This window comes from Porphyromonas somerae (genome assembly GCF_022845615.1).
Taxonomy (GTDB): domain Bacteria; phylum Bacteroidota; class Bacteroidia; order Bacteroidales; family Porphyromonadaceae; genus Porphyromonas_A; species Porphyromonas_A somerae.
The window spans coordinates 2,293,330-2,314,390 of sequence record NZ_AP025559.1 but is presented as its reverse complement, the minus strand read 5'-3'; the positions used below and the strand labels follow the sequence as shown (position 1 = coordinate 2,314,390).

Genomic DNA, 21,061 nt, shown 5'->3' with positions numbered 1-21,061 from the left:
AGGGGAGCCTAGTAGCCAAAGGCCTCGAGTAGAACCTCCTCCATCGCCTTGCGGACGGTAGAGGCTTTGCCGTAGAAGTTATTGACCATCAGGGCGACGGTGTAGGTTTTGCCACCTACTTCTACATAACCAGCGTAGCAGACCACATTACGGAGAGTGCCACTCTTGAGGCGGGCTTTGCCCTGAAGGGGAGTGCCCTTGAGAAACTGCACGAGGGTGCCCTCCATCCCTGCTCGTGGGAGGAGGCTTTGGAAGCTACCAGTGGGGTCGGCTCTGTGTACCTTTCCGAGCATAGTGGCAAGGAAGTAGGCAGAGACCCTATTTTCGGGTGAAAGCCCCGAGCCATCCATCATCTCTAGTTCGCGGGTATTGATGCCTCGGCTAGTCCAGTAGCGGTGTACCTCATTGACGGCCGTTTGGGTGGCATTTTGCCCTGGGAGTGGAGTTTTGCCCCAAGTGAGCTGCCGGAGCAACCCTTCGGCAAAGAGGTTGTGGCTATAGTGCAGGGTAGTCTGCACAAGCGTGCGGAGGGGTGCCGATTGGTAGGTGTAGAGAAGCTGGCTCTCTGCAGGCGTGGTGGGGACTACCCGAGCTTCGCCTTGGGTGGCAATGCCTTGTGCCTTGAGCACCTCCTGTAGGTGGTGGGCAACGAAAAGAGGGGGATTGGGGAGGGCACCACGGATCCGCAGTTTCTCTACTCGCTGAGGGTAGGAGCCTGTGATATCGTAGCTGCCATCGGGGTGAGGAAAGGCCGAGATATAGTGTCTTGTCCTAGAAAAAGTTGACTCATAGATAGATTTTTATGAGTAAGTTTGTAAAAAGGAGTCAACTCCAGAAGATTTATTTTGACCGAGTTATTCACCTCTATTTTGAGGAAAACTTAGGTTATACCCAGATTTCACACCTTGTCCCTATTGGAAGGACTACGATCCTGGAGTGGGTTCATAGGTACCTAGATTCTGGGTTAGACGAAGTTATAGAGATGAAGGCGAAGAAAAAGAAGAAACAAGAAGAGCACCGCGGATATCGCAGGTATTATTATTCGGATGTGGCGTCAGGCGGGGCGTCAGGCGGGGCGCCTGAGAAAAGCTCAGTTGATTTAGAAAGAAGGGTTCAAGAGCTTGAAAAACAGCTTTTTAGGCAGACTGTTTTGACAGATGCATTGAATGAATTAATCAATGTGGCAGAAGAGAATTTCCGCATCCAAATAAGAAAAAAAGCTGGCACCAAACGGTAGATCGCTTGCACGCACAGGATCTGAAGAAATATACAATACAGCTCCTTTGCGACCTGTTTGGTGTAAGTAAGCAAGCCTATTACAAGCGAAAAAAGTCAAAACTTCATGCCAATATGGCACTTGAAGAGATGGCTGTTGAGTACGTTCTTGAGACCCGAGAGAAAGCCCCTGGCATGGGCGGTAAGAAGCTGTGGCATATGTATAAGCGAGAGTTTAAGGAGGGGACTCCACTAGGGAGAGACCGTTTTCTTGACACTCTAGACAAGCACGGCTTGAAGCTAAGGCAACGTAAAAGAAAGCCGAGAACCACCAACTCCAATCACGGTTTTAAGCTCTATGGTAACCTCGTAAAAGATATGATACCAGAAAGAGCTAATCAGGTATGGGTGAGCGACATAACGTATATCCCCATCCATTATGACGGAGTACATCATAAGTTTAGCTACCTATCCGTGATCTTAGACTCATACTCAAAAGAAATTGTCGGGTGGAGCCTAGGCGATAGCCTAGACACTAAGTACCCTATTGAAGCTCTAAATCAGGCACTTAAGAAACTTAAATCGAATGGTAAAGCTAACGATAAGCTCATTCATCACTCAGACAGAGGCTGCCAGTATGCCAGCCACCAGTATGTGGATATTCTTAAAAAGAATGACATAGATATAAGTATGACAGAAACCCCAGATCCCAAAGATAATGCACAAGCAGAGAGGATCAATAACACTATAAAGAATGAGCTCTTAAAAGGCAAACGTTTTAAAACCATCAAAGAGGCAAAGGCTGAATTAACCTCAGTCATAGAGTTTTACAACACAAAAAGGCCTCACATGAGTCTCGACTATATGACACCTGTTGAAGCCTCAAAGTGCAAAGGGAAAATCCCCAAGAGGTGGAAAAGCTATAGAGAGGAGTACCTTGAAAATCAAAAAATAGGATAGGTGCCCAAGTTTTGGTACCTTTAGTCCTGTGAGGGGTTTCCTTACGGGCTACGCCCTCCAGTCAACCCCTCACAGGACTAAAGGCTAGAAAGTCAACATAAAGCAGGATTAATAACAACGTAACATTAACCGAGTCAACCTTTTTCAGGAAACCACATAGAGAGAGTCGCGGTGGCTACTAGAGGTGACTTCGTAGGCTTTCCGTAGCTCGAGCTGAGGCACGGTGGGGGTAGTGTGGTAGCTCTCGCCATGCTTGGTAAAGTGGAGAGAGTAGCTATTATCGTAGGCATTAAGGCTCCAGAAGCCGGGTGCGTAGGCATTACCCATATCGTAGGCAATCCAGCGGGGGTTATTGGCTTGGAAGTCACTTGAGGGCGAGAGGGCAATGATATTGCCAGTGATCTGGGTGATCCCTTTTGACTTGAGGGCTTTGGCTACCTCTTTAAAGAAAAGGTCTTGGTCGCTATTCCAAAAGTACCTTGAGCCGATGGAGGGGTCGCCGTGCCCCACAATGTAGAGGTCGCCCTCCAGCTTCCCTTGAGCAATAGTGCCAGTGGTGCGTATCTCAGTGGGGATGCGTAGCCCGCCACCTCTCTGACTCCAAAGGGTAGCCGTGGAGACCAGCTTCATGGTACTCGCGGGGGTGGCGAGGTGGTGGCTTCGGATGCCTACCAGCTCTTTGCCACTCTCTGCCTCTTGTATTGAGAGGGTCCAGAAGGAGCGAGCTAGAGCAGCTGGTTCGCTTGGAGTCTTGACCCCTTGTGCCTTGGTCACTAAGGGGAGTAGCAGTAGCATGAGGGTGATGCTACTTAGTCTGTGGAATGTTGGTCGGTATTTCGTCATAATTATCTATCTTTGTGCAAAGATAACCAAAATAGGGGTGACCCCTTCGATTTTTATGAAACCAAGACAGATAGAGGAGTTCTTTCGGACACCATTTACTCGCGACCGTATTGCTCGTATCGGCTTCGGCCTATTGATATTTGCAGCTTTGGTATGGTTGATTGCCCGCATAAGCTATTTCCTAATTCCACTCATCATCGCGTGGCTAATGGCCTACCTAATGCTACCACTCCTTCACTTTTTGGAGGATAAGTGTAAGATACGCAAACGGTGGCTCTCCACCACGATTGTGCTGCTCGTGACGATTGGGTTGGTGGTAGGTCTGCTCGCCGTCCTTATACCAAGTATCACCAATGAGGTGAGTAAAGGGTGGGAGATGCTGAAGCGGTATGATATCGGTGCCTATCTGCTGAGCTTGCTACCAGAGGAGCTCTCTTCCCGTAGTCAGCTGATCCAGAAGCTAGAGGAGCTGATGGGTAGCATCAATATGCAGGAGCTCTTTGGCTCTATCGAGCAGATATTCACAAAGGGGTGGGGACTGATTGAGAGTACCTTTAACCTCATTGCTGGTGGAGCAGTGATCTATATCTTCCTCTTTTACTTGGTCTTCTTGATGCTCGATTACGAAAAGATACAGAAGGGCTTTATGGAGATGATGCCAGTGAGTATTCGCCCCTTTATGGAGGAGCTGGGTGAGGTAACTGGTCACTATGCCAATGCTTACTTCCGTAGCCAAGCACTGATTGCCATGATCTGTGGGGTGGTGATGGCGGTGGGCTTTTACATCATTGGACTACCTATGGGGATTACCCTCGGGCTCTTGATAGGGCTACTCAATATGATCCCCTATATGCAGACTTTGGGCTACCTTCCACTCGTGATACTGGTGGGGCTACAGTCGGTGATGACGGGCGATAACTTCTTTATCCTCCTCCTAGCTGGCGTTGGCGTGATTGTGCTGAGCGATGCACTTCAGCAAGTACTCCTCACCCCTCTGATCCAGGGGCAATCACTAGGAATCCACCCTGTAGCTATCATGCTTTCCCTCACCGTGTGGGGCTCGCTATTTGGGTTCTTCGGAATGCTCTTTGCCCTGCCTCTCACCATGATCTGCTACCACTTTTATATGAAGTATGTGGTGGGCACTCCAGTGCCCCTCTCAGGTGGCAAGGGCAAGATGCCTGACTTCCATTTCGGCCATAAAACGAAGGAGGCGGAGTAAAGATAAAAGGCTAAAAAAAATGGCCTTTGTAACTAATTGATATACAGGAGTCTATTTTTGTTTTAGACGAGTTGCAACTAAGCAATTGACGAGTTGCAACTAACCTTTTGCTTTGTTGCATCTCAGTTTTTGTCTAGTTAACCCACCAGTTAGTCGGAGGGTATATGATTGAATTTTCTAACTATAAAAGAGAGCCCCAACCCAAATAGGCCAACGGCGAATCAATCTCGCCGACGTGACCTATCTGGAATCAGGACTCTTCACAAAGCTAGTGATAATATCTGTATTGCACAAAAGCGTAAATAGCCCTCGCAAGGGTTACGCATTAGAAGGTCCTTACCGTATGGTTTTTGGTGGGGTGTCTTTGAGAAAGGACCTCGTCAGAGGTCCGACGGATTCTAGCCCCCACGTCGGAGGGGCGTTAGCCCCGAACGACTGGGGGATTAACGATCATTCCCCCTATCCCACGACCCCTTGCGGGTCGGACAACCGCATCAGTTTAATCCTGGAATGAGTTGTCCGACCCACAAGGGGTCGAATGGTGAAGGTGGGTCCTTTTTTTGTCCCCTAGTCATCGGCTCTACGAGCCTTGACTTGGGGCTATGATCCGTCTACCTCCCACAAGGGGAGGTCAGTCACAGTTAGACCTTTCTAATGCGTAACCCCTGGCGGGACAGTTACTGGAAGTTGCCGAGCACCACAAAGCCTCCAGGGGCGATAAGGGTGTCGGATACGATGCGGCTATTCTGATCCATCATGTCTTTCCACTCAGCTTCTGTAGAAGCTTGGTAGCGGAGTGGGGCAAGGGCATTGAAGTTGCCTATTACTCGCAGTTCCTTGCCATCTTTTGAGAGTGTCATCCGTCTGCCATTGGTCCAGTGCCCTCCTATTTTCCAGTCAAAGCTAGCATCCTTCTCCCATAGCTCTGGGTGAGTGGCACGCAGATGAAGTAGCTTGGTATAGGTTTGGCGTAGCTTGCTCCGCTCGGCTGTCTCTTGGATAAGAGGCTTCCTACCAGTTCGTCCATTTTGCTCAATAGAGATATCGTAGCCGATCTCTCCAAACTGCCATACCATCTTGGGGCCAGGCACCAGGAGTAGGAAGGTGGCATTGGTCTCTAGTCGCAGTCGTTTGGTGGCGGGGTTATTCTTTATCGGCTCTAGCCCCCACGTCTTCTGCTTATAGGCAACCCGCTCCTCGTCGTGGCTCTCCATATAGCCTATCCACGCATTGGCTCGTACTTTTCTCGGTACGGCGTAGATATGGCCGAAATCGCTTTCATCTTCATAACCCATTGCACACTGAGCATAGGCGTGGGTGGCACCTTGCCAGAGCATCGCCCCCATATTGGCCAGCTCCCGCTTTTCATCATCTGCCGAGAAGTGCTCAAAGATCACGTAGGCGGTAGGGTCTAGCTGCTTGATATGCTGGTAGTACTTACGGAGAATGGCGATGCGACTGCCATCGCGGGGGGTGGCATCGTTGCTCACCTTTTGGGTAAACCCTTTGGTGAAGTCGAAGCGGAAGCCATCGAAATGATACTTCTTGAGTAGGTACTCGAGGTTGCGTAGAACATAAGCGACCAGCTGTGGGCTCTCGTGATTGAAGTCGCAGAAGAAGCTCTCCCCACGGTGGGGTGCTTGAGGGTTCATCCACGGATTATTAGAGGCAGGTTGACCTTTTTCGCTATCCCAATAGAGTTTGGCAAAGGGGTTATTTGCGGTCGCATGGTTGTAGACCACATCAAGGATCACCGCAATCCCACGGCGATGGCATTCGTCGATGAACTGCTTATACTCGGTAGGGGTACCGTAGGCGGTCTCCATAGCAAAGAAGTACTCGGGATTGTATCCCCACGAGTCTTCGCCACCAAACTCTTGTACCGGCATCAGCTCAATGGCATTGAAGCCCATCGCCTTAATATAATCTAGCTGCTCCATCGCTCCCTTTAGCTTGCCATTGGTGGAGAAGTCTCTCAGGTGTAGTTCGTAGATCATCAGCTGGGACTCCTTGGGGCGTCGGGGCAATGGGTGCTGCCACTGGTAGGAGGGCACGCCATTTTGTAGCTCGGTATAGGGGAGGTTGTCGTGCCACTTCACTACCTCGGAGTAAGGGTCGGCAATGATCACCGAACCTTGGTCACCATAAAGCTGGTAGTAAAAACGGTCTTGCTTCGTTAGCTTGCTCTTGGGGAGAAGGTACCAGAAGTAGCCAGTGGCGGGGTCTAGCTTCATCTGAGTGGTCTCATCTCTTTGCCGCCCCATAGCATCGGTGATGACGTAGGCGGTATGGTAGCCTTGTGCCCCTTGCTTATCCTTGGCATCGAGAACGAGTACGATCCCCTCTGGTGTCTCATTGATGCCCAGCTTAACGCCAGTGGGCATAGCTTCCTTTTGGGTAGGAGCATGGGTTCGTTGGGCGTCGCTGAGCTTAATGAATAGGTCGGCACTCTGCTTACTGCCATCGGCCGAACGAAAGACAATGCCGATCTCGGGGAGCGGTGCTTGGCTAGGGGCACCAAGCCAGCTACGGACCTCGGGGGTGAGCTTCAGGCTCCAGGTGTTTTCGCCAATGTTGGTCAATTGGCACTTCGGTTTATTCTCGTGCCACTCGGCTTGGACATATTGCCACTGCCCATCGACGATGCCGATATGGGCATAGAGGGCTCCTTTGTAGCCATAAAGTGCGTCTGACGGCTTCGCCTTATAGATAATCTCTAGGGGTTGGTCGCTTCTCGCCTCCTTCGGTGTCCACGAGAGCCCCTCGGGATAATTCACCTCTGGTACCTCTGGCGTTGGCTTCGGATTGGGTGCTTCTTTCTTGCATCCACTTGCTACTCCCACCAATAGGAGTAGCCACCACAGCTGGACTATATAAAGATTTCTTTTCATGGTGTTGTATAGTTATTATGAGTGTTGGTTAAGAGTAGCACTCCATGGGGTGGAAGGGTGATGGGTGCTGTGAGATTGACCCACTCCTCGGTGATGAGGTCGCGTAGGGAGGTGGAGGTGGTGAGGTCGCTAAGCCACTCGGGGGTTGCAGTCTGCTGTTGTTGCGTGGTATTGAATAGCACCACGACCTCCTCACCGTGGTATTGGCGAGTGTAGCCGTAGATATGATTGGTGGAGGGGTCTTTGTGGTGAAGGCTACCGTAGGCAACTGCTTTGCTGTGTCGGCGCCATTGTAGGAGTTTTGTGGCAAAGTCTAGTGCCTCATTCTCCTGGTCGCTCCGTCCTTCTCTTGTAAAGGCGGAGCGAGGGTCCTCTGCCCACCCGCCGGGGAAGTCTTGACGGAGGGTGCCGTCTCCATTTGCCTTGTCGGCCGTCATCAATATCTCGGTGCCGTAGTAGATCTGAGGAATGCCCCGCATGGTGAGTAGTAGGGTAAGGGCTTGCTTGTACCTATCAAGTGATACCAAACTATCGTGCTTGAAGAGTCGGGAGGTGTCGTGATTATCGAGGAAGATAAGTAGATGGTGTGGGTTTTCGTAGATGAAGTCTTGCCCTAGGTACTCATAGAGTTGGCTGAAGCCTTTGGAACTCTCCTTCTCGCCTCCGAACGTATCCTGCATTATGAGGTAAAGCGGGAAGTCCATCACGGTGCGTAACTGGCTATTGCGGGGTGCGGCGAGCTTACTATCTTTTTGCCAATAAGCGATCTGCGGGCTGTGGTAGAACCAGGTCTCTCCTACGATATTGAAGCGTGGGTACTCTCGTTCGACTGCTTGTACCCACGCTGCCATTGCGTCCCAATCGGCAAAGGGGTGGGTATCCTGCCGTATCCCATTGATACCAGCATACTCAATCCACCAGATGCTACTCTGTATCAGGTACTTTAGTACGTGGGGGTTGCGCTGATTGAAGTCGGGCATTGCTGCCACGAACCAACCATCAATTGCCTTCTTGAAATCCCCTTGGGTAACGTAGGGATCCATCTGTGTGGCAGTGTGGTAGCTGGTGGAGACGAACTCCCCTTTGTAATTGAACCAATCTTTGGAGGGGATATCTTGGTAGAGGTAGTTGTGGGTGCCACAATGGTTGAAGATCATATCCATTACTACTTTAATGCCACGCTCTCTAGCGGCACTGACGAGTGACTTGAACTCTTCGTTGTTGCCAAAGCGGGGATCAATCTTGTAGTAGTCGGTGATGGCATAGCCGTGGTACGATCCGAAGGGCATCTCATTTTCCTGTACTGGATTGAGCCACAAGGCGGTGATGCCAAGGTCGGAGAGGTAATCGAGGTGATCGCTGATGCCTTTGAGGTCGCCACCGTGGCGAGCAAAGGGGTGTGAGCGGTCTATGGTAGACTCTTGGAAGTGAGGAAAGGCATCGTTGGTGGGGTCGCCATTGGCGAAGCGGTCGGGCATCACTAGGTAGAGGACATCGGAGCTATCAAAGCCTTCGACCTCTCTTGAGCCCTCCTCCCTTGCCTTTAGCTGGTAGGGGATATTGAAGCACTCTTTGCTTTTGGTGAGCTGGATATTAAAGGTCTGTGGCTGGGCTCCTTGGAGGTCGAGGTAAAGGAGTAGGTAATTGGGGTTGGGGAGGGTGACTACCTCTTGGAGCTCTACCTCTGTAGTGGAGAGGGTCACTTGATACTCTGCTAGCTTATCTCCATGGAGGAGGAGCTGTAGCTGTGGCTCCTCCATACCTGCCCACCAAAAGTGAGGTGCAATATTCCGGATAACGGGTGCTGTGGCTTGTGCTGTCACTGCCACAAGGAGGAGCAGTAGGGTGTATATCTTTTTGGTCATTGTACTTTCTTGATGTGAAAAGTCCCAGCCAAGCGGTGTTGGCTTAGCTGGGACTTTAAGTGAATAGTCGCTATGGGTTATTTGATCAACCCTACGCCTGTATTGAAGTCGAGGGTTACCTTCTGACCAGCAGTTACTGGTACGCGCTCTTGGTCACCTCCTGTACCACGGTAGGCGATCTTGCCCTGGAGGATGACGAACTCCATCTGCCACCAATCAACGCTGGCTGCAGAGGTGGCTGCGTAGATACGTAGCTCACCTGCACCAGTGGTGGTAGCTACCATCTTGCCACCCTCGGCCTCGAATGGGTACTTACCTGTATCCCAGCTACCGAAGGCATCGCCAATACCAAAGACCTTAGCTGGTTCAATGGTGATGGTCTTGGTAGTGTAATCCACGAAGAACATATAGACGCCAGGCTTATCAACAAAGGCGTTATTATCGTGTGTGGTAAAGCCGACACTCTTTTCAAGAGCAAAGAAGTCGCCTCCCCAAGCACGAGTGGTATTCCACTTGAAGCCACTAGCAGGATCTGAGATGTGACGAACTGCCCAGAACATACCAGGGTGGCTATGTACAGGGGTCATCTCTACCACTCCCTCGGAAGCCCAATCCCAGCTGCCAAACTCCTGCCCAATCATATAGAGCTTCTCAGGGAACTTTGGCTTAGTAGGGGTGAGAGTAATCTCGAGTGGAGCTGAGGAAACTGTGGCATCCTTGAGGGCGGGGGCACCAGAGTCGAGTAGTGGGCTAGCGGTGACCACGAAGGTAATCGTTGCCTTCTTGTCTACCTCTAGGCCTAGCTCGCCAAGTGCCTTTTCATTGAGTGTCTTGTGGTCGATCTCCACCTTGTTACTTCCTGAAGTGGTTGGAAATTCTACGCTCTTATCGCCTGCTGTAGCGGTAATGGTGTAGTTAACGGGGATCTGCTCGCCAAGGTTGGCAGCGTCCCAAGTGAGCTCAAGTACCCCTAGGTTGTCTAGGTCAATGGCGATCTCTTTCGTCATCTCCTTGCCGAGATGAAGGACTGGGGCTTTGGCATTGCTAATATTGGGTAGCACTGGATTATCGGCATTGCTTCGCTCGCAGGCTGATAGCCCTACGAGTAGCAAAGGAAGCAGTAGCCACCCTATCTTAAAGTATTTTCTATTCATCATAAAAGGTCATTATTGAGGGTTCTGCACTAGGTTCTCGACATTGGCTAGCATATCTTTGCTAGGTAGTGGGTAGAGGTTGAGGTTGGAAGATACGGCACGGCCATTCTTCGCTCCACCTTTCCACTCCCATAGATACTTATCGGTGGTGAAGAGACCGAAGCGGATTAGGTCAGTACGTCTGTGACCCTCCCAATATAGCTCGCGACCTCGCTCATCGATAATATCCTGTAGGGTAAGGCTGCTTTTGGTATCAACCCCTGCACGCTGGCGAACACGGTTGAAGTACTCTACCCCTTTCGCCTTATCGGCTCCACCACGAACGGAGGCCTCGGCATAGATGAGTAGCATCTCAGGAAGGCGGAAGAGTGGGAAGTCGCTATCACCGAAGTCATTGTGGCTTCCAGGTTGGCCGTCTTGTGTGGTATTGACATACTTATAGACGTGTACCCCTTGCTCAAAGTCGGTAAGGTTGTCCATGTGGTCGGTAGTATGAATCAGAAGGTGTCGCTTATCCTTGGCATCAAATAGCTTGCCAAAAGTAGGTGTGGCTCTATTGCCACCCCACGTGCTATTGAGGCCTATTCCACCTGGCAACAGCTCCTTGACCATTTCAGCAATCTTGCCATTGTACGATGCTGCCACAAAGAAAGTCGCTCCCGACCAGCTCTGAGCCTTTTGTCCATCAAATGGAATGGCGAGGATGATCTCTTGGGTCATCTTGTGATTGTCCGCATTGAAGAGGAAGCGGTAGTTATCGGCTAGTGAATAGCCTCCGTTGATCACCTTCTCGGCATACTCGGCTGCCTCTTTGTAGCGAGGGGTGCCAGTGTAGACCTCTGCATTGAGGTAAAGGCGTGCCAAGAGAGCCTGCACGGTATGCTTATTGGCACGTGCATAGCCGACCTTCTCAGGTAACTTCCCCTCAATATCTAGCAGCTCGCTCTCAATGTACTTGAAGAGCTCGGGGCGCTTGATCTGCTTGGGGGCATCCTTACTGGTCTTATCCTCCTCGGTAATGAATGGAGGATTACCAAAGATGTCCATCAGCACCCAATACTGGAAGGCACGGACGAATCGTGCCTCGGCACTGGTCTGCTCCTTGAGCTCTGCACTTAGCGGTGAACTGCCGACGTTATTGAGATACTCATTGGCAAACTTGATCTGGATAAGGGAGCGGTAGTAGAGCCCTGTGATAAAGCCGGTATTGGGGTCCCACGACATATCACTGAGCCCCTTTACGGCCTCGTCGTTCCATGCACACTTAGCCTCATCAGTAGGGAGCTCTTGGAGGTTGTAAAAGCCTCTAGTAAATCCGGTAAATCCATCATCTACACCTGCTACATCACCCTCGGTGAGTGCCCATGCACCATATACCTTGGCGAGGGCTTGCATGGTGCCCTCCTCAGTTTCGTAGACCTTCACGCTCGTCACGTCGTTGGTGGGGAAGCGATCTAAGTCCTTGATACAAGAGGTGGAGAGCAGTGCGATAGCCAGTAGTGGCCATAATGCTTTTATATATCTTTTCATATCAATTGTTGCGAATTAAAAGGTGAGACCAAGACTAAGTGAATAGGTGCGAGGTACAGGGTAGAACTGGTAGTCGATACCATTGCCAATCTCTGGATCTAGCCCCTTGTACTTGGTGATGGTAAAGACGTTTTGTACCGTACCGCTGAGGTGGATACCCACTTGCTCATTGAAGACCTTTCCGAAGTCGTAGCTTAGGGTAATGTTATCCATCTTAAGGAAAGAGGCATCCTTGATGTAGTAATCTGATAGATACCTTGGCCTCTTAAAGCCGGTGTTGTAATAATCTACGGCACCACTCTCTACCCATCCGAGGGTGTTTAAGATGGCAGCTTCATTACCTCTATGAGCAGAGACATTGTCGTAGACATAATTGCCGATGCTGCTACGTAGTGCGGCGGAGAGGGTCAGCTGCTTATAGCTTACCGAGGTGCTGAGACCCATGTAAACCTTTGGCTCAGGGTCGCCCAGTCGGTACTTATCAGCATCGGTGATGACGCCATCTCCATTAAGGTCGGCATAAAGCCCCTCAATAGGTTTGCCCGCTTCGTCGTATACCTGCTTGTGTACAAAGAATGAGCTTGGGGCATATCCCTCGGAGTGTATCTGGATGTTATTGCCAGTACCGCCTGTGATGCCACCTGTAGGTACGCCTAGATAGTTGGGGTCGTGGGTGAGGGTGAGCTTTTTGATCTTTGTGCTATTGAGGGTCATGTTGAAGCTCAAATTCCAGTACCAATCCTCGGTCTCTACAGGCACTACGTTGAGCGTTGCCTCTACTCCCTTATTCTCAATCTCTCCGATATTGGTGAGGAGTCGATTGGAGAAGTTCGCTCCACCAGGGATATCAATCTCATTGAGAAGATCCTTGGTGTGCTTCTTGTAAAAGTCTAAGCTACCCGAGATGCGATTGTCTTTAAAGGCATAGTCAAGACCGATATTGGAAGTAGCTGTCTGCTCCCACTTGATATTGGCATCATAGGCGAGTGGCTTGTACATATGGTACCACTTATCGCCAAGGAGCATCTGGCTCTGGTTGCCACTAAGGGCATAGGAGGCGAGGTAGCTATAATTGGCAATACCATCTTGCTGACCAGTCACACCGTAACCTAGGCGTAGCTTCAGGTCGTTGAGAGTCTCTAGGTCCTTAAAGAGCGGCTCATCTTTGATCCTCCACGCAAAGGCGAAAGATGGGAAGATACCCCAGCGGTTCTCCTTAGCAAAACGGCTTGATCCATCGGCACGCACCGTAGCGGTGAATAGGTAGCGCCCCATCAAGGCATAGTTAAGACGTCCGTAGAAAGAGACTAGCGTATTGCGAGGAAGGTCGGTATCAAAGACAGGCTTATTGTACTCAATACCACCTGCCGTCTTTTCAGGGTAGTTGTATACCTTGGTGAGCCAGTCTTGGTAAGAGTAACCAGCCATCAGGTCGAAAGTACTCTTGATGCTTGTCACTTCGGTACGATAGTTGAGGTAGAAGTCGAGTAGCTTATTGATCTTCTCCTGCTTAGAGATTTTATCCAATCCGCCCTTGCCTACCTCCTGATTGGTATAGGAGAGCATAGAGTGGGTAGGGATGAAAATAGTGCCATTGGAAGAGGCGTAGTCGTAAGCGAGATTGAGGTTGGCTCTCAATCCGGTAAGGAAAGGAAGCTTGTAATCAAACTTCACATTACCGATCACTCTATTTACCGTGGCCTTATCCTCCTTATCATTGAGCATCGCCAATGGGTTCAAAGGAGCTAGATTGCGGGGAATCAGCTCACCATCTTTTGATAGGCCAGTGAGGAACCAGTAACCACCAAAAGGTGCAAACTGGGGGTCGTCACTCATTACTGGGTGAGAAGGGTCCATGCTCACAGCAGCACCAATTGCACCACGATCGGCGTAGCGATTGCGGGTTTGAGTTCCCTTAAGGTTGAGGTCAATCGCAAGGTCGCCATTAAGCAGACGAGGATTGAGCGAAAGGTCTCCCGAAAGACGTTGCATATTATCTGTGCGGAGGATACCATTCTCATTGTAGTATCCTACCGATACGCGGTAAGGTAGCCACGAGGTAGATCCTGCGATGCTGACATTATTATCAGTGCCAATAGCATTTTGGTAGATCTCTCTTTGCCAATCGGTGTTCTCCTTGCCTACAGCGTTGATAAATTGATCCTTTCCACTCGCTTTAGCTACTTCGCGAACTTGGTCGCCAGTGAGTACATCTACAAAATTAGTTGGCGTTGCAACTGAGAAGCGGGTAGAGGCATTAACGCTCAGCTTCTGCCCCAGCTTGCCCTTCTTAGTGGTGATGATGATGACACCATTGGAAGCACGCGAACCATAGATAGCAGTTGCGGAGGCATCCTTCAGCACGTTCATACTCTCAATATCATTTGGATTGATAGAGCTGAGGGCACTAGGTGCACCAGGCATGGTACCACCCTCTAGTGGCACTCCGTCAATCACCACCAATGGGTCGTTACTAGCATTAAGCGAAGCGCCTCCACGGATACGTATCTTGGAGCCGGCACCTGGGGCACCACCTCCCGAGACGATCTGCACACCAGCTACCTTACCAGAGATCAATTGGTCGGGGGTGCTGATAAGTCCCTTCTTAAAGTTAGCATCGGTCACAGTGGTAATAGAACCGGTAAGGTCTTTCTTCTGTGCCGTACCATAACCAATCACCACTACCTGCTCAAGCATCTCCACATCTTCGTGGAGGATGACCTCTAGGGGGAAGGTAGCAGTAGCGAGGTTAAGCTCGATGGTTTTGTAGCCGACATACGAGAATTGTAGTCGGTCGCTCTTATCGGCCTTGATGGTAAATTCGCCATCAAGGTTGGTGAGGGCTCCAACGCCCTGCTTGTCTAGATTTTGGACGGTGACACCTATGAGTGTTTCACCAGTGGTATCCTTTACGATACCACTCACTGTCTGTGCCAATGCTGAGGCCGATGGGGCTACTAAGAGTAGTAGCGCCCAGAGCCAGCCTAGCCATCGTTTATTGGTTATTTGCTTCATAAGTATATGTGCTTATTAATTACTTAATCGGTTTGATGCTCACAGCGAAGCCACCACCCTCTACAGCATTGAGCTTAAGGGTGCTCTTGCTGGTCACTCGCTTTGTGGTCACGGTATAATCGTATGGATTGGTCTCTACAGCGGCCTTCTTGCCATCCTGCCAGATCTTAGCCTCATACTTTACACCAGGCTCTAGGAAGTCGAGCTTGATAGAAGAGACTCTTGCCACACCACTTACGTTACCGAGGTACCAATTGCGGCTATTCTTCTCGCGACGAGCCACAGTGATATAGCGGCCAGGCTCCGCCTCCAGGTACTTGCTCTCGCTCCACTCTACTGGCACCTCCTTGATAAATTCAAAGGCAGGCATCTGTGCCTCGTAGTGCTCAGGTAGGTCGGCCACCATTTGTAGTGGCGTATACATAGTGAGGTAGCTACCTAGCTGATTGCCAATAGTGGTCTGTACCCAGTTAGGATTATCTGGATTGAGCTTCTTCATCTCAAACATCACGATACCAGGGGTGTAGTCCATTGGGCCACCAATCAATCGGCTAAATGGAAGGATGGTAAGGTGATTGCGTGGGTTGCCTCCCGTCTGGAACTCCTGACCCTTGGCACTCTCCTGAGAAACAAGATTGGGATAGGTACGGCTTAGCCCCGTCATGTGTACCGACTCGTGAGCGTTCACCATAATCTTCTGCTCAGCTGCCTTCTTCACTACATATAGGTAGTGGTTCACTAGCCACTGACCATAGTGGTGCTCACCAAATGGCACGATATCACCTACATAGCCGGTCTTCACAGCGTGGTAGTTATTATCCTTCATAAATTGGAACGCCTTATCTAGGTGACGCTCATAATTGCGGATAGAGCTAGAGGTCTCGTGGTGCATCACCATATCCACTCCCTTCTCCTTGGCATACTCACGGATGCGAACGAGGTCGAAGTCTGGGTAAGGAGTGACAAAGTCAAAGACATAATCCTTTTGGTGTCCAAACCAATCCTCCCAACCAACATTCCAGCCCTCTACCAAAAGACCCTTGATGCCATGCTTGGCAGCAAAGTCGATGTGACGCATCACATTCTCGGTAGTAGCACCATGTTGGCCGTGAGGCTTCACCTTGGAGTAGTCGGTCTTGCCGAGCTGTACACTAAAGAGGTCGTCGGTGTAGCTCCACTTCTTGGCACCAGTAATCATCTCCCACCACACTCCCATGTACTTCATAGGCTTGATCCACGAGGTATCTTCTAAAGCACAAGGATCATTGAGGTTGTAGACCAGTTTGCTAGCGAGAATATCACGAGCATCGTTGCTCACGATCACCGTACGCCATGGGGTGTTGAAGTCGGTCTGCACATGCCCCTTTGCCCCAGTAGCATCTGGAGTGAGGTGGGTGTGGAAAACCAGATTCTTATCGTCTAGCTCCAGGTTGATCGCTGGGAAGTCAATCAGTGCGGCCTCGTGGATATTAATATATAGACCATCTTGGCTTTTGAGCTGAAGTGGAGTTTGCACGCCAGTCTTTGAGAAGTCTTGCTGCGAAGCGTTGTATTGGAATACCTTGTCGTAAAGACCGCGGATCTCGCTCAGACGGCTCTCGGTATAATTAAACTCCTGAGTATCGTAGTCGCCAGCAATCCACCACGCGGTGTGGTCGCCAGCCATCGCAAACTCAGTCGCCTCCTCCTTTACGGTGAAGTAAATCAAGTTTTTCTGCGAAGGAAATTCATAGCGGAAGCCCAAACCATCATCAAAGAGACGGAAGCGGATGCTCATACGTCTGTCAGTAGCCTTCTGCAGAAGATCCACCCTTAGCTCGTTATAATGATTGCGGTAGCTATCCGCCTCGCCCCATACTGGGGTCCAAGTCTCGTCTAGGCTACTTGTGGCGCTGCCTACAATCTCAAAGCCATTCACGAGGTCGCCCTCCTTATTATTGAGCAGATAAAAGCCCATCTTACTAGTCTTGATCACCTCCTTGCCATCGTAGGTAAGGGTGTAAGTTGGCTGCCCATCGGCGGTGAGTGCAAATTCACTCTTCAGTCGCCCATTTGGGGACGTTAGTTGCTGAGCCATTGCCGACACAAAAGCGGTCGAAGCGATAAGGCTCACCAAAATCAGCTTAATAAAATTAATCTTTCTCATACATCTAAATATTACCTTTAATCAATTCCTATCTCTGTATTTCTAGACTCCCCTTTGGGGTAAAGGGAAAATCATCTTACCTTTATTAATTATTTGTTTTGGTTGAAGCTTGTTGGATAATTATTTTAAGCCACACTGATAAAGATACTCAATTTAAGTTATATGACCACATAAATATTGCTATTTAACCATTGATATCTATAAAGTAATTTCACGGAGGAGCATAGGCGAAAAAGCAGGCGGTTATTATCGGACGAGTCGGACATGTCAGACAAGTCGGACGGGTCGGAAAAGCAAAACTACCACCATCGTGTCGTTCGGCAGGCTAGTCCAGTTACTCATTTGTCAGTTCCTCCGACCTGTCTGACTTGTCCGACTCGTCTGATTAGGCACCCAACTTTGAACCAATTGATAGCGATGGTTGTTTTATCTATAGGTACAAAATAATTCAATAACCAATTAATTAATAGTCAATATGGCACAAGTAACATTAGGCGGTAACGCCGTCCATACTGTAGGTGAGCTACCAAAGGTAGGCAGTGTAGCTCCCGACTTTACCGTGGTTTATGGTGACCTCTCTGAGGGAAAGCTCTCTGATTTCAGAGGTAAGCGTGTAGTGATCAACATCTTCCCAAGTATTGATACAGGGGTATGTGCTCAGAGTGTTCGCACCTTTAATAAGCGTGCTTCTGAGGCCGATAATACTGTAGTACTTGGCGTGTCTCAAGACCTTCCTTTCGCTCTAGCTCGCTTCTGCGGTGCTGAGGGAATTGACAAGGTAAAGACTGGCTCACTCTTCCGTAGCGACTTCGGCAAGGAGTATGGCGTAAAGATGTCCGATGGTCCTCTTGCTGGTCTTACCGCTCGCTCTATCGTAGTGGTAGATGCTGAGGGCAAGGTGATCTACACCGAGCTGGTACCAGAGATTACCACGGAGCCAAATTACGATGCAGCTCTAGCTGCCCTCAAGTAATTTGAGTCTCTAGTCTGAAGGATAAAGGGCTCTACAGCATGCTGTAGAGCCCTTTTGCTATGTGATAAGGTGTCTTATCTATAGAAGAGGTAGCGACTTAGCCACAGGGTGAACACTGGGTCGGTGATATAGGTGTGGCCGTTATCGGTATCGATGAGTTCTTTATTGGTGAGTGCGTTTTTCACTGCGTTTGCATTTGCGGACGAATTGAGGTTGTAGTCGTCAATAATCCTTTGGCTTGTGAAGGAGTTATTATTTCCATCGACAATGGCTCGGAGGAGACTTAGCTGGTGGCTTGTTAGCTCTTCAGTTTGTTTTTCAAATAGCGGTCTATTTTGATTAATCAAGTCTTCAATAGCTCGCTCTAAATCATCTTCTGTAGCCCTCTTTTCGGTCCGCCCCCATACTAGCCACGCGAGTTGTTGGACGTATGATGAGTGGTTATCTACTGCCTTTGCGATCTTTTCAGCTAGCTCTGTAGGGATCTCCTTGCCAGTGGTTAAAAATCGCTCAGATATGTAGGTAACCCAATCCTCAGTGCTAATCTTTCCGAGGTAGATCATATCTCCAAACTTATAGAAGGGGTAGTCTTTTCGGCCAAATAGCTCATCCATTAGATGTTTTTTGCTACCAAATAGACAGTAAGAGACTTGCTTTTGGTGCTGCCAAATGGTTCGTAGTTTTTTCTGAAAGGTAAGTGAATTGGCGAACTCTCCTATTTGTTGAAATTCATCAATGCAGATGACTATTCGGCAATTATGCTTCATTGCATACTTTTCAGGAAACTCCAAAACTTCTTCCAGCCCTCTCTCAACGCCCCTTAGGTCTATAGAGAGCGACATTTCTGCCGTAGGGTCTACCCCTAAGGTTACCCTCGGGCTAACTCTTGATAGAAAGTCCTGAATATTTCTCAACCACTCCTCGGCACGAGTGGAAGTCTGTTTTAGAACTGCTGTAGCAAAGGCATTGCAAAACTCCTCCTCAGTACGGCAAGCGAAAATATCAAGGTAGACGATACGTAGCTCTTTAGTCGTCGCCAAAGTAGAGGCCTTTTTGACTAGAGAGGTTTTGCCCCACCTTCTTGGAGAGATGAGAATAGTATTGATACCGTGCTGGAAGTTGGCGATTAGTCGCTCTGTCTCTTTTTTCCTATCTGTGAAGTGCTCGCCAGAAGTGGCTATGCCGAATTTAAATGGTTCTATACTCATATTGATTGTCTGTTTGTATGCCTTTAGTTGCTACAAATATACCTATAATCTAAAAACTAAGAGGTCTCTTAGTAAGAAGGTTCTTAGTAAGAGACCTCTTGGTAATTTACAAGGTGGGGGTAGGGGCCATTTGGTGGGTTATTTATTACACTATAAGTATAAAATATATTAAATATCATCTTGGGAGAGGAGGTTTTGAAGCGATTTGAATTGTTGTGTGTATGGTGTTGTGAACCAATAGGTTAGGAAGGCGGTTTTTGAGTTGCATCTCAATGATCGGCGAGTTGAAACTAAGCATTTGCTGAGTTGCAACTAAGCGATCGGTTAGTTGCATCTCGGCAAATGCTTTGATACGGTCTCAGATGATGCCGAGATAGGATCTTCGCTTTTTCTGACATATGATGTTGGTTATCAGTTAGATACGCTGGTGAGTGCCCTTTTCCCCTATTTTCCTTGTTTTTTTTGTTTATTTAACAGGTTTCTCGTGTATATTGGGGATTTTGTCGGCGTTAGCGAGTCTAAAGGAGAAGCTTGGGTAGGAGATTGGGGCTATGTCTCTGCCCAACCTTCTCCTCGGCAGGTACGCCTCGCCCATCTGCCGAGGGGGAAGGCTGGCTTATTAGGCCGTGTAAGCCCTTCGGGCTATCAGCCGAGGTGTTTGAGGCTCTTTTCCTATCTATTACTTACCGAGGGGACGATGTTGAGGATGACCTCCGCGAGGAGGTCAGATTTGTTGTAGCCCCCATGTCGGAGGGGCGTCAGCCCCGAACGACTGGGGGTAGAGAATGGCACCTTATCCCCCTCGACCCCTTGTGGGTCGGACAACCCACAAGGGGTCGAGGTTTTTAGTCGCCTTATTTACCCCCATTCATCGGGCTTCGCCCTCGAATGGGGGCAATCTATGATCACCACCAAATTTATATGGTTAAAAAGTGTTATTTCGACCTATGCTCGTTTTGCGTCATAATCAGAATAGAATTTGGTCCTTCTCGTGGCGATTGTAAAGGCAACCGTAAGTAGCTTGTTTTTGATGTTGTTCATAATGAGCAAATGTGGCTTGCCTTTGCTCTTCAGCTTTTTCTTGTAGTCTATGAACTTCGAGTTGAATCTGCTCGCAGAGAGTGCCGCCATATGTAAAAGACTTGCAAAATAAGGGTCGGCAAACCAACTCCTATGATTGCCATTTTGGACGGATGTACCTGACTGATTCGGGTGTGGAGAGACCCCTAAAAAGCAGGCAAGTTGCTTGGGGTTATCGAACCTTGTAAACCCTCGAGTAACAACGATCAAAAGAAGGCTTGTGATCTTCCCGATACCTGGTATGCTCAGTAGGCATTTATGGATCTCATTAAGCTCCTCATTGGCTTTGATGATTTCCACCATTTTAGCCTCAATAGCTTTGATTTCTTTCTTCAGAAACCTCTCCTGCTTCTCTAAGCGTTGGATCATGAACTTTAGCGTCTCATCATTGGGTTCTGACTTAAGAATATGCTTATACTCTTTTATCTGACACTTCAATCGCGCTCTTTCTCTCACCTGTCCATATCGGTATGAATAAAGTCTCTCTAAGCTCTCCATATCCTTAGATAGGGGCTTATAGAGCCTAATCTGATCGCGAAAGCGATAGAAGTAGTAAGCGATCTTTTCTGCGTCTATCTTATCGGTCTTGTCGCGAACAATCTTGCCACTACCACATTTGATCGAATAAGCATTTTGTAAGGAGCAATCAATCCCCAGCACATAAAGCTGTTTAGGCAGCGTGATGCTATAGTTACCTGTATCTTCTCCACCTACGAGAACAGAGGAATAGTCGCCAGACAATGCACAAGTCTTATTCAGCCATTTTACAAATCGCTTACAACCTGGCACATCGTTTTTGAACTGCTCATTACCAATGATCTTTGGATCAATAGAGCTCTCTTCAGATACCTTGAGGATAGCTGCGTCAAATGTTTCTTTTGAGAAATCAATTCCCACAAATAATTTTTTATTCATAACTTTGTACATGTAGTGATTAGATAGCCATTAGTCGAACGATA

14 protein-coding genes are annotated in these 21,061 nt (G+C 49.0%); 4 read left to right on the top strand and 10 right to left on the bottom strand.

Annotation, left to right across the window (positions count from 1 at the left end; all coding sequences use genetic code 11):
* Window positions 1-8: 8 nt before the first annotated feature.
* Entirely contained in the window at window positions 9-758 is a 750-nt protein-coding gene (gene dacB, locus MWL85_RS09820; RefSeq protein ID WP_262914465.1) for a D-alanyl-D-alanine carboxypeptidase/D-alanyl-D-alanine endopeptidase, read from the bottom strand.
* Window positions 759-802: 44 nt separating this feature from the next.
* On the opposite strand from dacB, the gene MWL85_RS09815 reads away from it, so the two are divergent.
* Both MWL85_RS09815 and MWL85_RS09810 read left to right on the top strand, forming a co-directional pair.
* The gene (locus MWL85_RS09815) at window positions 803-1,237 is read left to right on the top strand and encodes a hypothetical protein (protein ID WP_244400172.1); all 435 of its coding nucleotides are present in this window, start codon (window positions 803-805) and stop codon (window positions 1,235-1,237) included.
* 5 nt (window positions 1,238-1,242) lie between these two features.
* A complete protein-coding gene (locus tag MWL85_RS09810; protein ID WP_244400171.1) occupies window positions 1,243-2,175 on the top strand; it encodes an IS3 family transposase in 933 nt (310 codons plus the stop codon).
* Window positions 2,176-2,319: 144 nt separating this feature from the next.
* Here MWL85_RS09810 and MWL85_RS09805 read toward each other — a convergent pair whose 3' ends face one another.
* A complete protein-coding gene (locus tag MWL85_RS09805) occupies window positions 2,320-3,018 on the bottom strand; it encodes a D-alanyl-D-alanine carboxypeptidase (RefSeq protein ID WP_244400568.1) in 699 nt (232 codons plus the stop codon).
* A 55-nt stretch (window positions 3,019-3,073) separates the two neighbouring features.
* Here MWL85_RS09805 and MWL85_RS09800 point away from each other — a divergent pair, with 55 nt between their 5' ends.
* Window positions 3,074-4,240: an AI-2E family transporter gene (locus MWL85_RS09800; RefSeq protein ID WP_244400567.1), complete on the top strand. Its 1,167-nt coding sequence runs from the start codon at window positions 3,074-3,076 to the stop codon at window positions 4,238-4,240.
* 677 nt (window positions 4,241-4,917) lie between these two features.
* Here the strand turns inward: MWL85_RS09800 and MWL85_RS09795 are convergent.
* From MWL85_RS09795 to MWL85_RS09770, 6 genes are all read right to left on the bottom strand, one after another.
* Complete coding sequence (locus tag MWL85_RS09795) at window positions 4,918-7,131, bottom strand: alpha-amylase family glycosyl hydrolase (RefSeq protein ID WP_244400566.1); 2,214 nt, start codon at window positions 7,129-7,131, stop codon at window positions 4,918-4,920.
* Window positions 7,128-8,996: a glycoside hydrolase family 13 protein gene (locus MWL85_RS09790; protein WP_244400565.1), complete on the bottom strand. Its 1,869-nt coding sequence runs from the start codon at window positions 8,994-8,996 to the stop codon at window positions 7,128-7,130. The genes MWL85_RS09795 and MWL85_RS09790 overlap by 4 nt, the downstream gene beginning before the upstream one ends.
* A gap of 77 nt (window positions 8,997-9,073) precedes the next feature.
* The gene (locus MWL85_RS09785) at window positions 9,074-10,153 is read right to left on the bottom strand and encodes a SusF/SusE family carbohydrate-binding protein (RefSeq protein WP_244400564.1); all 1,080 of its coding nucleotides are present in this window, start codon (window positions 10,151-10,153) and stop codon (window positions 9,074-9,076) included.
* Between the two features lie 9 nt (window positions 10,154-10,162).
* The gene (locus MWL85_RS09780; RefSeq protein ID WP_244400563.1) at window positions 10,163-11,680 is read right to left on the bottom strand and encodes a RagB/SusD family nutrient uptake outer membrane protein; all 1,518 of its coding nucleotides are present in this window, start codon (window positions 11,678-11,680) and stop codon (window positions 10,163-10,165) included.
* Window positions 11,681-11,695: 15 nt separating this feature from the next.
* Complete coding sequence (locus MWL85_RS09775; RefSeq protein ID WP_244400562.1) at window positions 11,696-14,695, bottom strand: SusC/RagA family TonB-linked outer membrane protein; 3,000 nt, start codon at window positions 14,693-14,695, stop codon at window positions 11,696-11,698.
* Between the two features lie 19 nt (window positions 14,696-14,714).
* Entirely contained in the window at window positions 14,715-16,841 is a 2,127-nt protein-coding gene (locus MWL85_RS09770; protein WP_244400561.1) for a glycoside hydrolase family 97 protein, read from the bottom strand.
* Window positions 16,842-17,316: 475 nt separating this feature from the next.
* On the opposite strand from MWL85_RS09770, the gene tpx reads away from it, so the two are divergent.
* A complete protein-coding gene (tpx, locus tag MWL85_RS09765; protein WP_018027473.1) occupies window positions 17,317-17,814 on the top strand; it encodes a thiol peroxidase in 498 nt (165 codons plus the stop codon).
* A 74-nt stretch (window positions 17,815-17,888) separates the two neighbouring features.
* Here tpx and MWL85_RS09760 read toward each other — a convergent pair whose 3' ends face one another.
* Complete coding sequence (locus MWL85_RS09760; protein ID WP_244400560.1) at window positions 17,889-19,022, bottom strand: AAA family ATPase; 1,134 nt, start codon at window positions 19,020-19,022, stop codon at window positions 17,889-17,891.
* A 945-nt stretch (window positions 19,023-19,967) separates the two neighbouring features.
* A complete protein-coding gene (locus MWL85_RS09755) occupies window positions 19,968-21,017 on the bottom strand; it encodes an IS110 family RNA-guided transposase (protein WP_244400173.1) in 1,050 nt (349 codons plus the stop codon).
* Between the last annotated feature and the right edge of the window lie 44 nt (window positions 21,018-21,061).

Coding starts and splice junctions, on each gene's coding strand:
- MWL85_RS09770 (WP_244400561.1), bottom strand. CDS start 16,841: ATGAGAAAGATTAATTTTATTAAGCTGATTTTGGTGAGCCTTATCGCT.
- MWL85_RS09755 (WP_244400173.1), bottom strand. CDS start 21,017: ATGAATAAAAAATTATTTGTGGGAATTGATTTCTCAAAAGAAACATTT.
- MWL85_RS09775 (WP_244400562.1), bottom strand. CDS start 14,695: ATGAAGCAAATAACCAATAAACGATGGCTAGGCTGGCTCTGGGCGCTA.
- tpx (WP_018027473.1), top strand. CDS start 17,317: ATGGCACAAGTAACATTAGGCGGTAACGCCGTCCATACTGTAGGTGAG.
- MWL85_RS09790 (WP_244400565.1), bottom strand. CDS start 8,996: ATGACCAAAAAGATATACACCCTACTGCTCCTCCTTGTGGCAGTGACA.
- MWL85_RS09800 (WP_244400567.1), top strand. CDS start 3,074: ATGAAACCAAGACAGATAGAGGAGTTCTTTCGGACACCATTTACTCGC.
- MWL85_RS09815 (WP_244400172.1), top strand. CDS start 803: ATGAGTAAGTTTGTAAAAAGGAGTCAACTCCAGAAGATTTATTTTGAC.
- MWL85_RS09780 (WP_244400563.1), bottom strand. CDS start 11,680: ATGAAAAGATATATAAAAGCATTATGGCCACTACTGGCTATCGCACTG.
- MWL85_RS09795 (WP_244400566.1), bottom strand. CDS start 7,131: ATGAAAAGAAATCTTTATATAGTCCAGCTGTGGTGGCTACTCCTATTG.
- MWL85_RS09785 (WP_244400564.1), bottom strand. CDS start 10,153: ATGATGAATAGAAAATACTTTAAGATAGGGTGGCTACTGCTTCCTTTG.
- MWL85_RS09805 (WP_244400568.1), bottom strand. CDS start 3,018: ATGACGAAATACCGACCAACATTCCACAGACTAAGTAGCATCACCCTC.
- MWL85_RS09760 (WP_244400560.1), bottom strand. CDS start 19,022: ATGAGTATAGAACCATTTAAATTCGGCATAGCCACTTCTGGCGAGCAC.